Origin of the sequence: Rhodoferax sp., assembly GCF_028688795.1 — a bacterium.
Lineage (GTDB): Bacteria > Pseudomonadota > Gammaproteobacteria > Burkholderiales > Burkholderiaceae_C > Rhodoferax.
Map to the genome: position 1 here is coordinate 23,215 of NZ_JAQTXM010000016.1, position 14,163 is coordinate 37,377.

The following is a 14,163-nucleotide window of genomic DNA, read 5'->3' on the forward strand; positions in this document are numbered from 1 at the left end:
AAGTGTGTTCGTAGCTTTGTGCGCGATGTTGACCCTGAGCACTTTTTCAGCACGTGCACAGGTTACGGTACCCTCAGTTCAAAGCGTCAAACCAAGCAGTAGCCGCTGGGACAGCGGTGCCGGGTTTGTGTTTAACCAGGGTAAAAAGAAGACACTGAAGATTCGCCAGTCGGTGAGTGGCGTGGCCTGCAACCTTGACGCACAGGGCAAGCGCATCTGTCTGCTGGCATTTGATGAGGGCTCACAGGCACGTTATGCCTATCCGCAAGACGGTCGGCTCGCAGTAGATGCTGAAATCGTTCAGTTTGCTGGCATTCACGGTGAGCTCGATGCCGAGGGTGCGGCGACCGATGGGCGTTACGTTTACGTCACGGGCTCCCACTCTGCCAAGCGCTCCGATTGCAGCAGCAACCCGAGCAGCCGCCACGTCATTCGCCTGTTGCTGGACCCGGCCACGGGTCGGGTGGTGCAGGGCGGGCAGGCCGACACCGGGCGGCTTTGGCCGTTGATGCAGGCACAGAGCGCGCTGCAAGCCTATGTAGGTGAGCGCAAATGCCTGGGGTCTGAGCCACCACCCAAAGCGCCCAAATTGGCTGGTCAGCAGGGCATCAACATCGAAGGGCTGGCCGTGCAGAACGGGCGGCTGTATTTTGGCTTTCGCGGGCCGGTGGTGAAGGGCGAAGCCCTGGTGCTGGCGGTGGATGCAGACGCCTTGTTCAATGGCAGTGACCCCCACACCAACTTGACCCGATTGGAACTGGGCGCACACCGTGGCATTCGCGACATGGTGGCGGTATCGGGCGGATTTTTGCTGCTGGCTGGCCCCGATGACGATGCCGCCAGCCTTGCAACAGGCTGGGCGGTTTTTTGGTGGGATGGCAAGCCGGTGACGACCGTGGCGCAACCCAGGCTATTGGCCGCACTGGAACTCAGGCAGGTCAAGATGCGTTCATGCGATGGGGCTCTGAAACCTGAGGCGCTGACCGTGCTAGAAGAAAGCCCCAAGTCCTACAAGTTGCTGGTGTTGTCTGACGGCATGTGTGATGGTGGTGCGCTGACGTTCACCGTACCCAAGCCATGAGGCACCCACGGGTGAATGGGTTGTTTGAGCCAAGCCAAGTCGCGCTGGCATCCGTGCAGTTTTTGGAAATCAGGTGTTCGGAATGCCATCAGCAAATGCCTCCAGGGCGGCAATGGGCAGCGGTCGACTGAACAAATAGCCTTGATAGGCATGGCAGCCCAAATGCGCCAGAAAGTCGACCTGGGCCTGTATCTCTACCCCTTCGGCAATGACGGACAGCCCCATGCTCTCGGCCAGCGCCACCACCATTTTGGCGATGGCCGCGTCGTTGGCATCAGTGACGATATTTCGCACAAAACCCTGGTCAATCTTGAGCTGGTCCAGCGGCAGCTGCTTGAGGTAGGCCAGCGATGAGTAGCCGGTGCCGAAGTCATCCAGTGAGAAGCCGACCCCTCTGCCTTTGAGTGCGCCCATTTTTGCAATGATGCCTTCGACATCGTCTACCAGCATGCTCTCGGTGAGTTCCAGTTTGAGCCGCTTGGGCTTCGCATGGGTGCGCGTCAGTGTGGCCAGCACCTGTTCAACAAAGTCGGCTTGATGGAACTGGCGGGCGCTGACATTGACCGCAATCGTCAGGTGCGCCCGGTTTGGCTGATTCGCCCACGCTGCGAGTTGGGTGCAGGCTGTTTCCAGCACCCACTGGCCGATTGGCAGAATCAGGCCTGTGGCCTCGGCCAATGGGATAAATTCTGCTGGCGACACCATGCCGCGTCGTGGGTGCTGCCAACGCAGCAGCGCCTCTACACCGGTGAGTCGACCATCACCCACCACCTGTGGTTGGTAGTACAGCAAGAATTGTTGATTGAGCACCGCATCGCGCAGGTCGGCCTCCAGCGCAGCATGGATGGATACCTCAGCTTGCATTTGGGCATCAAAAAAGCGCAGGGTGTTGCGCCCGGCGGCCTTGGCCTTGAACATGGCCAATTCGGCACGCCGCAATGGCCCTTCGCTGGTTTCCTGGAGCTCAGCCCCAAACAGGGTTACCCCTATGCTGGGCGTGCTGTGATGCGCCCCATTGGCAAGTGGGTAGTCAAACCCCAGCTCAGCCAGTATTTTGTCGCCTACGGCCTCCGACTGGTTGGCGGCATCCAGCGCGTTCTCGCTCAAGTCTTCAAGCATCACCACAAATTCGTCGCTGCCCAAGCGGGCCACAGTGTCGCCCTCGCGAATGCAGGTTTTCAGGCGCTGTGCGACCTGCGCCAGCAGAAGATCACCCTGGTGGTGCCCCAGGGTGTCGTTGAGGGTCTTGAAATTGTCCAGGTCGACAAACAGCAGGGCACTTTTGCGGGCGTGGCGGGTGCTGGCATTCAAGGCCTGGTCGAGCCGGTCCATCAGCAGTCGGCGGTTGGGCAGGCTGGTCAGCGGGTCGTAGAAGGCCAGGTTTTCTATTTGGGCTTGCGCTGTTTTGTGGTCGGTGATGTCGGTGAAGATGGCTACGTAATGGGTGACCAGGCCCGCACCGTCCTTGACGGCGCTGATGCTGAGTCGTTCGGGGAAAACCGCCCCATTCTTGCGCCGGTTCTGGATTTCTCCTTGCCAGGTGCCCAGGCTCGCCAGGCTGTGATCCATGTCGGCAAAAAAGACCCGATCATGGCGACCCGACGACAAGAGATGCGGGCTCTGCCCAATGGCTTCATCTGCGCTGTAGCCCGTGGTTTGGGTGAAGGCTTTGTTGACGCGCAGGATGACCCGCCGGGCGTCGGTGATGAACATGCACTGGTGTGACTCAAACGCCGTGGCCGCAATGCGCAGGGCTTCTTCGGCATTTTTCCGTTCGGTGATGTCCTGTGTGATGCCGACCGCTCTGAGCGCCGTGTGGTCTGGTGCAAATTCAACGTCAGCTTTTTGGCGTACCCAGCGAACTTGTTTGCCCACCACGATGCGGTGTTCGTGATCAAAGCTGCCTGCTTGCAGGGTCAATTGCCAGGACTGGTCCAACGCGGCCCGGTCTGTCGCATGGACCCTTGTCAGGTAACTTTTTCGGCTTCCGATGGTGCCCTTAGGCAGGCCGAAAATACGGCAAGTCTCGGGTGACAGGTGCATGGTGTCGGTGCTGATGTCATAGACCCAGCTGCCTACTGATGCAACCGCTTGAGCACGCTGCAGGTCGGCTCTGCTTGATTCAAGCTCAAGTGTTTGTTGCGTCAATGTGGCGCTTACGTTGCGCAATTGGGCAAGCTTGTCGGTGTACGAGCGAACCAGAGACGCGACCATCACGGCTGAGATGATGAAGGTGACGGTTTGTACGGCCCCGTGCAGGCCGGGCGGTGTGGCGGGCTGGGTTGGCAAAATTCCCACGGACTCGGCCCAGACAAAGAGGCCTGTGACCAGGATCGTCAGGGCTGCAATGCGCAGTCCGGCGCGCGGCCCAATCAGCCAGCCCACCATCATGATGACGAACGGGTAAATGATGACGGCCGGGGTGCGCACACCGCCATTCAGGGTTGCAATACCGGTAATGGCCAGCCAGCTGCCATAAGTCAGGATGTAAATGACTGTGCGTGTCTTGCCGCGCACCAAAAAAAACCAGCCTGCTGCCGCTATCACTGCCACTGCTGCTGGCCCGATCATGCGTTTGGTCTGGTCGGGCACGGTTAAAAAGAGAACCACCAGGAAAAGCAGTGACCCGGTCAACAGCGCAAATATCGTGTACCGGAGAAAGGGGCGCGCAGTGTCCGAAGAAACCGCGCCAGAGGCCTCGCTGTCAACGGCTTTGTCTGGCGTGGCTTCCTCGTTCACGGGGTCATGCCTCTTGGTAGGCGCTCACGGGCACACACGCGCAGAACAAATTGCGGTCGCCGTAAACATTGTCAATGCGGCCAACCGGCACCCAGTATTTGGATGTTTTAAGCCCCGGCACCGGAAACGCTGCCAATTCGCGGCTGTAGGGCTTGTCCCAGACCTCGCCCAAGAGCGCCGCAGCCGTGTGTGGCGCGTTGTGCAAGGGGTTATTGTCTTTCGGCCAAATGCCTTTTTCCACCTTGGCAATCTCGCCGCGGATGGCGATCATGGCATCGATGAAGCGGTCCAGCTCGGCCAGCGTTTCGCTTTCGGTGGGCTCCACCATCAGCGTGCCGGGCACCGGAAAACTCAGCGTGGGGGCATGAAAGCCGTAGTCCATCAGGCGTTTGCTCACGTCTTCAGCCGAGACGCCGTTGACGCCACCACTGCTTTCCTTCAGGGGGCGCAAATCCAGAATGCACTCGTGCGCCACACGGCCGGGTTTGCCTCCCTCCGGAACACTGGTGTAGAGCGTGGGGTAGTGGCTTGAGAGTCGTACGCTGATGTAGTTGGCACTCAGAATGGCCACCTCGGTGGCGGCTTTCAGGCCCTGCGCACCCATCATGCGGCAATACATCCAGCTGATCGGCAACACGGCTGCGTTGCCAAGTGGCGCGGCTGACACGGCACCGACACCAGCGCCGGGCAAATACGGCACCAGGTCAGCCACCACACACACCGGCCCGACACCGGGGCCGCCGCCGCCGTGTGGAATGCAGAAGGTTTTGTGCAGGTTCAGGTGGCTCACATCACCGCCAAATTCGCCCGGCGCGGCCAGGCCCACCAAGGCGTTCATGTTGGCGCCGTCCACATAGACGCGGCCACCGTGGCTGTGAATCAGGGCGGACAACTCCTTCACGTTGGTCTCGAACACGCCGTGTGTGCTCGGGTAGGTGATCATCATGGCGGCCAGGTTGGCGCTGTGTTGGGCGCATTTGGCAGCCAGATCGGCCATGTCCACATTGCCCTGGGCGTCGCAGGCGGTCACCACCACTTTCATGCCCGCCATGGCGGCGCTGGCCGGGTTGGTGCCGTGCGCGCTGCTGGGGATCAGGCAGATGTTGCGGTGGCTTTCGCCACGCGCCGCATGAAAACCGCGGATGGCCATCATGCCGGCGTATTCGCCCTGGCTGCCGGCGTTAGGCTGCAGGCTGATGCCGGCGTAGCCGGTGGCCTGGCACAACCAGGCGCGCAATTGTTCGTCCAGTTCGGCGTAGCCTGCGCGCTGGTTTGCTGGGCAGAACGGGTGAATGTCGGCAAACTCGGGCCAGGTGATGGGAATCATCTCGCTGGTGGCATTGAGCTTCATGGTGCAACTGCCCAGCGGGATCATGCTGCGGTCGAGCGCCAAATCAAAGTCAGACAAACGGCGGATGTAGCGCAGCATGCCAGTCTCGGAGTGGTGCGTGTTGAACACCGGGTGCGTCAGGTAGCTGCTGGTGCGTAGCAGGGCAGGGGGCAGAAGAGTAGACGCCGTTTGTTCAAAGTCTGCAAGCTTGGGCACGACTTGGCCGGGTTTGGAAAAAAAGCCCCAGAGCTGTTCGATGTCAAAGCGGGTCGTGGTTTCATCCAGTGAGACGCCCAAAGCATTTTTTGAAACAAATCGAAGGTTAGCCCTCGTATTTATTGCGCAAAAAGCTATTGAATCAGTAGCGCCTGACGTGTCGATGGTGAGTGTGTCAAAGGCGCTGGCGTTGGCAACGTCATAGCCCAAAGTCTTCAAGCCAGTTGCCAGCAACGCGGTGAAGGTGGCCACGCGCTGGGCAATGCGCTTAAGACCGGCCGGGCCGTGGTACACAGCGTACATGCTGGCAATTACAGCCGGCAACACCTGCGCCGTGCAGATGTTGCTGGTGGCCTTTTCGCGGCGAATGTGTTGCTCGCGCGTTTGCAGCGCCAGTCGGTAAGCCGGGTTGCCATGCGCATCCTTGCTGACCCCCACCAGTCGGCCGGGCATGGTGCGTTTGTGTTCATCGCGGCAGGCCATGTAGCCCGCGTGCGGGCCGCCATTGCCCATAGGCATGCCAAAGCGTTGCGTGGTGCCAATGGCAATGTCCGCGCCGAGCTCGCCGGGGGCGACAAGCAGGGTCAGTGCCAGCAGGTCGGCGGCCATGATGACTAGGCCGCCCCGGGCTTTGTAGGCCTTGATCCATTCGCGGTCGTCACGCACCACACCGCTCACGCCTGGGTACTGCAGCAGCACGGCAAAGCTGTCTTGAGCCAAGGCTTCGTCACCGTTGCACACCTTGACCTCAATACCTAGAGGCTCGGCCCGGGTCTGGATCACAGCCAGGGTCTGTGGCAGCACCTCAGAGTCGACAAAAAATGTGTTCGACTTGGACTTGCTGGCACGCAGCGCCATCGTCATGGCCTCGGCGGCAGCGGTGGCCTCGTCCAGCATCGAGGCGTTGGCCATGGGCATGCCGGTCAGGTCCATCACCATGGTCTGGAAATTGATCAGTGCTTCCATGCGACCCTGGCTGATCTCGGCTTGGTAGGGCGTGTAGGCGGTGTACCAGGCGGGGTTTTCCAGGATGTTGCGCAGAATCACGCCGGGCGTGTGGGTGCCGTAATAGCCTTGGCCAATGTAGCTTTTGAACACCTTGTTTTTGGCGGCCATGGCTTTGAGCTCGGCCAAGGCAGCGGCTTCGGTCACGGGTGCGGGGATGTCCATCGGCTGGCTGCGGGCAATGGATTGCGGCACGATGGCGTCGATCAGCTCGCGCCGTGTTGTGGCACCCAGGGTGCGCAGCATGATGGCCTCGTCGGCTGCGTCAATGCCAATGTGGCGGGCAATAAATTCAGACGAATTTTCCAGTTCACCAAAAGGCGAAATTGCGGTTACGGACATGGTGTGCAAGCCTGTTCAGTGGGCGTCAGCAGCGAAACTGGTGTAGCTGGTCTCGTCCATGAAGGCATCGAGCTCGGCCGGGTTGCTCAGCTTGATCTTGAAGAACCAGCCTGCGCCCAGCGGGTCGGTGTTGGCCAGCGATGGGTCGGCGCGCAGCGCTTCGTTTACCTCCAATACCTCGCCATTGGCGGGCATGTAAACGTCGGCGGCGGCCTTGACCGATTCGACCACGGCTGCAGCGTCTTTGGCGGCGTAGCTTTTGCCGATTTCTGGCAGATCAACAAACACCACGTCTCCCAGGGCATCTTGTGCGTGGTGGGTAATACCAACGGTGGCGATGTCGCCGTCAACGTTGAGCCATTCGTGGTCGGGGGTGTATTTGATCGTCATGATGGGTTCTTTAATAAGGGAGAGAAGTAATAAAAAGGGCTTAACCACGGAAATAGTTGGTGGGCACAAACGGCATGGCCACCACTTCCATTTTGACTGGCTTGCCACGCACGATGGCGTTAACGTGTGAGCCCAACGTGGCAAATGCGGGGGGCACATAACCCATGGCAATGGGCTGGTCAATGGTGGGGCCAAGCAAGCCGCTGGTGACCTCGCCAATGGGCAGGCCATTCAAATCCTGCAGCTCGGTGTGCTCGCGCACAGGAATTCGCTCAAGCGCTTTAAGTCCTACACGTTTTCGGCCTGTAGCCCCTGTATCGCCTGCGAGTTGTGCTAGAATTTTTGTAGCGCCAGGAAAGCTGCCTGCACGGGCACCACCGGTTCGGCGCACTTTTTGTATGGCCCACTGCAAACCCGCCTCAACCGGTGTGGTGCTGGCATCAATGTCGTTGCCATAAAGTGGCAGGCCGGCTTCAAGGCGCAACGAATTGCGTGCCCCCAGGCCAATCGGTTTCACCTCGGGTTGCGCCAGCAGGGCAGTGGCCAAGGTCAGGGCTTGCGACTGGTGAACAGAGATCTCAAACCCATCCTCGCCGGTGTAGCCACTGCGGGTCAGAAACACATCGATCTTTTCTGTGCCGGTGCTGACGGAAAAGTTGCCCCCGGTCATGAACACCAGCTTTTCCACGCCGGGCGCCAAGCGCGACAACGCGGTCACGGCTTGTGGGCCTTGCAGCGCCAGCAGGGCGTATTCGGGCATTGGAATGACCTGGCAACGCGCGCCAATTTTGGCCTGAATGTGCGCCATGTCGCCGGCCTTGCAAGCGCCGTTGACAATGACAAACAACTCATTTGCGCTTTGTTTGAAGAACATCAGATCGTCAATGATGCCGCCCTCATCGTTGAGCAGCAGGCCGTAGCGCTGTTTGCCAACAGCCAGGTCAATCACATCGACCGGAATCAGACTTTCCAAAGCTGCCGCGGCATCGGGCCCAACCAGGCGCAATTGGCCCATGTGCGACACGTCAAACAAACCAGCGACTGCGCGTGTGTGTTTGTGCTCGGCCATCAGGCCCATTGGGTATTGCACCGGCATGCTGTAACCCGCAAAGGGCACCATGCGGGCGCCCATGGCAATGTGCAGGTCGTTCAGGGGAACGGTAAGAAGGTTGTCAGGCGTGGACATCGGGACTCCAATAGAGTTGGGGGGCAAATCAAATTCCATGGCCTGACCGGTGTCAAAGCCAGGTGTTGCCCCCTCTGTCCACTTTACCTGAGAGATTCGCCAAGCCAGCAGCATGTGCGCCGGCCTTGGGTTGCTCCTTCGGTGGATCAGCACTTGACGCATGGCGCCAGCAGTGACCTCTCTCCAGTGAGGAATCGTCAAAAAATCGTGCGACTTCATGACGGTTGTCAGTCCTTTTGCCTGAGCGTTCAAACTGCTGCAATCAGCAACTCTGCGCCTTCGGCGGCTGCCTCAACGGGCTGGCTCTCTCCTGAACGGTGGGAATTCTACAGGCGGAAAGCAATCACCCAAATTGTTGCTATTTGACTACGCAGATAGTTGATATCTCCCTACAGCTGAAGTCTACGGCTTCCACTAGCATGGGCTTGACAAAACGAATAGCAAAAATCTGCAAGGGTGATGATGGTTTATTGACCGTTAAATACTATGCTTTTCAAAGAAACAATAGTGGCCCTTGGAGGAGGGCGGGGTCGCTCGCTGCAAACGGTGATTGACCAGGTGCACGGTGGCGTTTTGGATGCGTTTGAGCCTGCGATTCACGCAGTCGGCGGACTTGCACCCTGGGTGCTGATTGCGGCGGTTCTTGAACCAGAACAGTTGAATGCCCTTCGGCGCCGTCCAGAGGCAGACGGCATGACCGTTGTCTGTGTTCAAGGCAGCGTTCAGGTCCTGCAAGCTGCGTCTGTCCGGCGGTATGCGCTGGCGTTGGTCGATGCAAGGCTGCCAGGTATCGATGCAATGGCGCTGTGCCTGACGCTCAAACACGCGTTCGTGCTCCCTGTCCCTTTCATTCTTTGCATGGATGACGGTCATGCTGAGGGCGACAAGCACAGCGACTATTTACAGCTTGGGGCGCTGAGCATCTTGCCCATCGCACCTGATGCGGATGAAATCTACTGGCACGTACCCAACCACCTGCAAATTGAGCGCAATGTTGGTCACCACACGCAACGGCTGCTCGACCATTTGCCCTACCCGGTCATCATCACCGATGCCCGTCGCCAAGTGGTTTACACCAATGATGCAACTTCACTGCTGGCGAATCTCGACAACCAGGCGTTGCGGAATCGCTCCCTCGGTGAGGTTTTCGCCGCACTGCGCCTGAACATTGCCACCGCTTGGGTGCTGCAAAAGCTTGCAGCCGACGGTGCCTGGCAAGGCGAAGTGCATGTGCGCCCAGTCTGCCGGGCAGACACAGGCGTTTTGGCTGCAGGCCCAGCAGATCCAGGGCGACGAATCAGAACTGCGCGCCCTGAAAGTCTTCTGCCTGTCCGACATTACCCATCTCATTTTGCGCGAGCACCGACTGCGCTGGCTCGCCGATACCGATGCGCTGACCGGGCTCGCCAACCGCAATTTGCTTCTGGCTCGCATGGATGAGGTGACCGCGCTCGAAGGGCAAGGCAGCATTACTTTGCCCTCAATATTGTTCATTGACCTCGATGGTTGCAAGCAGGTGAACGATCAGCTCGGGCATGGCACAGGTGATCGCATCCTGCAAGAATCGATTTTGCTTTGCCTGAAAAATTCAACTAACCAATCACCAGGAATGACCCACCATGGACACCCAAGGCTTTGAGGCGCTGAAGCAGCTGAGCCTGCTTTATGTTGAGGATGACGCTGAAACTCGTGAAGAACTGGCGATGATGCTCGAGCCCTGGGTTGGCACACTTCATTTGGCGGCTGACGGTCAAGCCGGGCTTGACTTGTTCAAGGACAAACGCCCGGACCTCGTCATCACCGACATCCAGATGCCTCGCATGAGCGGGCTGGCCTTGAGTGCTGAAATCAGACGGCTGGCGCTGGATCAACCCATCATTTTGATCAGTGCCTTCAATGACGCGGAGTATTTGTTTCGGGCGATCGAGTTGGGCATTGACCAGTACATACCGAAGCCGGTCAACGTCAAACGGATGCTCGCCAAACTGGCCCATACAGCCCAGGTGCAGCTGACCTTGAAGGAGCGTGAGCGCAACCGCATCCTGCTTGAGCAATACAAGCACCTGGTAGACCAAAGTGCCATCATCTGCAAACTTGATAACACCGGTTTGATCACCTACGTCAATGACAAGCTGTGTGACATCAGCGGCTTCACATCGAGCGACCTGATCGGCCGGGACCTTGCGGTGCTGCGCCACAATCAATTGCGCGGTGAGGGGTGGGATGTGGCACGGGCCGGCCGGAAATGGACGGGTATCGTTCGCAACCGGAGCTGCCAGGGCAAGCCGTATGTGGTCGAAAGCAGCTTGGTGCCGATCCTCAATGAGAACGCTGAAGTTGTCGAGATCATTTGCCTGGATGTGGACATCACGGGCATCTACGAGGACCACGCGAAACTTGCCGCCGCACTTGACAGCAGCAACTTTTCACTGCTTGAGCAGCGCCACTTTCTGGCGGAATACAAGCACGCATTGGAGCTGGGGGCCTGCGTTTGTGTGACAGATGCCCGCATGGCCATCATCAGCATAAACAGGCAGTTTGAACGTTTGCTTGGGTATTCTGCCCTGGAGCTCAAAGGCAAATCACTCTGCCAGATAGCCACCAACATCTCCAGGGGTGACTGTCTTGATGACATCGCGCATGCAGACTCGGTTGGCAATACCAATCGCATTGTGCGTTTTCGAGGGCGCGATGGCCGGGAAATGCAATTCAGTGTTGGCTGTGTGGCGGTGCACAGTCTGTCTGGTGAGATTGAATCCATCATTTTGATCTGCCACGACATCACCGAGTTTTTGCGGCTAAGTCAAGACATTGTGGAGACGCAGCGGGAGTTGCTCTACATGATGGGCGATGTGATTGAGAGTCGCAGCGAAGAGACCGGGCAACATGTCAAGCGCGTTGCCATCGTCTCCCGCTTCCTTGCATTGAAAGCAGGACTGGATCCAGACATGGCGGACATGATCGAAACGGCAGCCCCCATGCATGATGTTGGCAAGGTGGGTATCCGCGATGCGATCCTGAACAAGCCGGGTAAGTATGAGGCGCATGAGTACGAAGAAATGAAGCACCACACCCTTATTGGTCAATCTATTTTGGGTAAGGTCAACCGCCCTTTGATCAGGCTTGCCGCCACCATTGCGTTGCAACACCACGAACGATGGGACGGCACCGGGTACCCCAATGGCTTGGTTGGTGAGCAAATCAGCATTGCCGCTCGGATCGTGGCGATTGCCGATACGCTGGATGCGCTGTTCGCGCAGCGCGTCTACAAGCCGGCTTGGGCAGAACCGCGGGTGCTCGATTACTTTGGTGCACAACGCGGTTTGCAGTTTGACCCCACGCTGGTTGATTTGCTCGTGACCCACTGGGACACCATCAGGTGCCTGCGCAATAGCCACCCTTTTTAATCGAATCACTGGAGGTTTTTAATGAAATACCTGGCGCTTATTTGCTGTCTTTCAGTAACGGCGTCTGCCAGCGCGGTCGAACGACTTGATCAATTGACCTTGGAGCAAGCCACCAAGTTGGCGCTGCAAAACCACCGCGCCTTGCGGGTGTCGCAAGCCAGTCTGGATATGGCCGTGGCCCAGTACCAGCAGGCGATGGCTGCATTTCGCCCGCATGTTAATTTGGAGGCAGGGTTTCAACGGGCTGACCAGGACCGTACGTTCACTTTCGCGGGGGCCATTCAAACGCCAGCCATGGACATCAGCAGCGCCCTGGGCGGTGTGCTGGGTCCGGTGATTGCGGGGTTGCCACCGGCCACGCAACAACAATTTGGCATGGCCTTTGCCCAAGGAGGCGCCACCATCCCGGGCCAAACGATCCCCATGAACGTTGAGGTCAAAATGTTCGACCGCGATGTCACCAAGGCGGCCGTCAATCTGAGTTACCCGATCTACACCGGAGGCAAAAAAGAGGCCGTCACGGCCATGGCGCAAAAAGGCGTGGAACTGGCTCGCCAGGACAGCCGCAAGACCGAGCTCGAAGTGGTGCGTGACGTCACCAAGTATTACCACGGCGCCCAGTTTGCGCAGCAAATGGCCCAGTTGGCCAGTGACACGCTGGCGCGTTTTCAGGTCCTTGATGAGCTGACCGGGCAGCTTTACCAAAATGCCTCACTCAAGGTCAAAAAGACCGACTTCCTGCGCAGCAAGACGACCACCGCGCTGGTCCGCTCCACGGTGCAGGAGGCCAACTATGGCAGCACTCTCACCAGGGACGCACTGGCCAATGCCATGGGTTTGCCGCCCAACAGCCAGTTGAGCCTGGCACCGGCGCTGGCCGCGCCGGGTTTTGACGGCCAGCTGGAGAGTCTGATCAGCGACGCCATGACCTTTAACCCTGACAAGCAGCGCCTGGAACTCGCCATTGAGGTCATGCAGCACAAAATTGCCGATGCCAAAAGTGCCTACCTGCCCATGGTTGGTCTGGACGCATCGATCTACCAAGTCTGGAATGGCTACAAGAGTGGCCTATTCAATGATGCCAATCGCACTGGCTGGACAATTGGCGTGGGACTCAAATGGAGCCTCTTTGATGGTGGCTTGACCCGCGCCAATGTCAATGAGGCGCTGGCTGGCAAAGCCAAACTCGAAGCCCAGCGCGGGTTGCTTGACGAGGGCCTGGCACTTCAGATCAAAGACGATGTGATGCGCATCCAGCGTTCGCTGACCCAGGTCGATGACAGCGCCAAGGCACAAGGCTTTGCGGAAGAAAACCGCAAACTCAATGTGCGTGCCTACCAGGAGGAAATGGTGGAGACCAAGGACGTGATCGAGGCGCAACTGTTGGAGAGCTTTGCCACAGCCAGCCTCTACCGGGCGCACCATGATCTGCGTGACGCGCTGACTGACCTGGACTTTCAGGTCGGCAAGGCAGCCCAAAAGGCGAGGCCGTAACCATGTTGCGGCACTTGTCATTTTTGCAGGGGTTGATGCTGGCCCTGTTGCTGATGAGCCTGGGGGCGAGGGCGGCAGAGGATCTGCCAGCCTTTTCCATGGGCTTTTATTTGCCGGTGATTCGCGATGTGCCACGAAAAGATGTGGAAATCTCCATGCGATTCTGGATCGAAGAACTCGTGAAGGACGTCAAACTGACCTCCAAACCGGTCCAGATGTATGAGCGGCTGGCCGATATGCGGCGTGATCTGGACAGTGGAAAAATCAACTTTGTTGTGGCCACGGCGATGGGACTGGCACAGAGCTTTCGCGCAGAGGACCTGGCCGACGGATTTTCGGGCTACAAGGCCAAGCCTGATGACCTTATGCTACTGGTTCGCCGCGATGCCGGGATTCACACGCCGGCTGATCTGACGGGTAAGCGTTTGTCCTTGCTGGAGGGCGACGAACTCACCAACGTGTACCTGCCGATCTTGCTGATGCAAGCCGGGCAACGAGGTGACTTGAGTCAACTTGGTTCGGTGACCCGGGAGGCGACGACCCCTAAGCAAGTGCACAGCCTGTTCTTTGGCAACGCTGATGCCGCGCTGGTCTATCGCAACACCTATGAAATTTCGCTGGCGCTGAATCCGCAAATCGGTCAACGTCTGGAAGTGCTGGATCGTTTCACATTCAAGACCCGTTCACCTTATATTTCGCTGTTTTCATCACGGGTCAGTCCGCAGCACCGCGAGCAGATGACTGCCAGCAGCCTGAGTCTTAGTGATTCGCCGCGTGTTCGTCAGATGTTTCAGATCTACCACTCGGATGTGATGGAACGCACGCGGGTTCAAGACCTCAAACCTTATTACGAATTGCTGCAGACCTACAACACCCTCAATGCCGCAGCCAAGCCAGTCAAGAAGGCTGTGCGGTGAAGCCTTGCACAGTATTGTTGGCCAGGCTGGCATCGGCGGCCTTGATTGACCGAGAA

12 protein-coding genes, 1 pseudogene and 2 riboswitches are annotated in these 14,163 nt (G+C 58.4%); of the genes and pseudogenes, 6 read left to right on the forward strand and 7 right to left on the reverse strand.

Going from position 1 to position 14,163, the window contains the following annotated elements; translation table 11 throughout:
• Positions 1-25: 25 nt before the first annotated feature.
• Positions 26-1,081 carry a DUF3616 domain-containing protein gene (locus tag PHQ58_RS13050; protein ID WP_300111614.1) on the forward strand — a complete coding sequence of 352 codons (1,056 nt, stop codon included), beginning with the start codon at positions 26-28 and terminating at the stop codon, positions 1,079-1,081.
• Positions 1,082-1,150: 69 nt separating this feature from the next.
• Here the strand turns inward: PHQ58_RS13050 and PHQ58_RS13055 are convergent, their stop codons facing one another.
• The 6 genes from PHQ58_RS13055 to PHQ58_RS13080 all read right to left on the reverse strand — a co-directional run bounded on the left by PHQ58_RS13055 (position 1,151) and on the right by PHQ58_RS13080 (position 9,354).
• The gene (locus PHQ58_RS13055; protein ID WP_300111616.1) at positions 1,151-3,820 is read right to left on the reverse strand and encodes a bifunctional diguanylate cyclase/phosphodiesterase; all 2,670 of its coding nucleotides are present in this window, start codon (positions 3,818-3,820) and stop codon (positions 1,151-1,153) included.
• A 4-nt stretch (positions 3,821-3,824) separates the two neighbouring features.
• Positions 3,825-6,713: an aminomethyl-transferring glycine dehydrogenase gene (gcvP, locus tag PHQ58_RS13060; protein ID WP_300111618.1), complete on the reverse strand. Its 2,889-nt coding sequence runs from the start codon at positions 6,711-6,713 to the stop codon at positions 3,825-3,827.
• Between the two features lie 15 nt (positions 6,714-6,728).
• Entirely contained in the window at positions 6,729-7,103 is a 375-nt protein-coding gene (gene gcvH, locus PHQ58_RS13065; protein ID WP_300111620.1) for a glycine cleavage system protein GcvH, read from the reverse strand.
• A gap of 40 nt (positions 7,104-7,143) precedes the next feature.
• Positions 7,144-8,289, reverse strand: a complete 1,146-nt coding sequence (gene gcvT / locus PHQ58_RS13070; protein WP_300111622.1) for a glycine cleavage system aminomethyltransferase GcvT — start codon at positions 8,287-8,289, stop codon at positions 7,144-7,146.
• A 64-nt stretch (positions 8,290-8,353) separates the two neighbouring features.
• A riboswitch (glycine riboswitch) is annotated at positions 8,354-8,486 on the reverse strand.
• A 21-nt stretch (positions 8,487-8,507) separates the two neighbouring features.
• Positions 8,508-8,610, reverse strand: a riboswitch (glycine riboswitch).
• A gap of 156 nt (positions 8,611-8,766) precedes the next feature.
• Positions 8,767-9,162: a hypothetical protein gene (locus tag PHQ58_RS13075; RefSeq protein WP_300111623.1), complete on the reverse strand. Its 396-nt coding sequence runs from the start codon at positions 9,160-9,162 to the stop codon at positions 8,767-8,769.
• A 27-nt stretch (positions 9,163-9,189) separates the two neighbouring features.
• A complete protein-coding gene (locus tag PHQ58_RS13080; protein ID WP_300111625.1) occupies positions 9,190-9,354 on the reverse strand; it encodes a hypothetical protein in 165 nt (54 codons plus the stop codon).
• On the opposite strand from PHQ58_RS13080, the pseudogene PHQ58_RS23640 reads away from it, so the two are divergent.
• Positions 9,334-9,378: pseudogene (locus PHQ58_RS23640) on the forward strand (hypothetical protein); the annotation flags it as partial. The gene PHQ58_RS13080 and the pseudogene PHQ58_RS23640 overlap by 21 nt on opposite strands.
• Here the strand turns inward: PHQ58_RS23640 and PHQ58_RS13085 are convergent.
• Complete coding sequence (locus PHQ58_RS13085) at positions 9,379-9,519, reverse strand: hypothetical protein (RefSeq protein WP_300111627.1); 141 nt, start codon at positions 9,517-9,519, stop codon at positions 9,379-9,381.
• On the opposite strand from PHQ58_RS13085, the gene PHQ58_RS13090 reads away from it, so the two are divergent.
• The 4 genes from PHQ58_RS13090 to PHQ58_RS13105 are packed head-to-tail and all read left to right on the forward strand — an operon-like array spanning position 9,518 to position 14,107.
• Positions 9,518-9,928, forward strand: coding sequence for a diguanylate cyclase (locus PHQ58_RS13090; protein WP_300111628.1), 411 nt, complete (start codon positions 9,518-9,520; stop codon positions 9,926-9,928). The two genes, PHQ58_RS13085 and PHQ58_RS13090, sit on opposite strands and share 2 nt — an antisense overlap.
• Entirely contained in the window at positions 9,909-11,696 is a 1,788-nt protein-coding gene (locus PHQ58_RS13095; RefSeq protein WP_300111629.1) for an HD domain-containing phosphohydrolase, read from the forward strand. Before PHQ58_RS13090 ends, PHQ58_RS13095 begins: the two co-directional genes overlap by 20 nt.
• 21 nt (positions 11,697-11,717) lie before the next feature.
• Complete coding sequence (locus PHQ58_RS13100) at positions 11,718-13,190, forward strand: TolC family protein (protein WP_300111631.1); 1,473 nt, start codon at positions 11,718-11,720, stop codon at positions 13,188-13,190.
• A 2-nt stretch (positions 13,191-13,192) separates the two neighbouring features.
• On the forward strand, positions 13,193-14,107 hold the full coding sequence (locus PHQ58_RS13105) for a PhnD/SsuA/transferrin family substrate-binding protein (RefSeq protein WP_300111633.1): 915 nt from the start codon (positions 13,193-13,195) through the stop codon (positions 14,105-14,107).
• Positions 14,108-14,163: the final 56 nt, after the last annotated feature.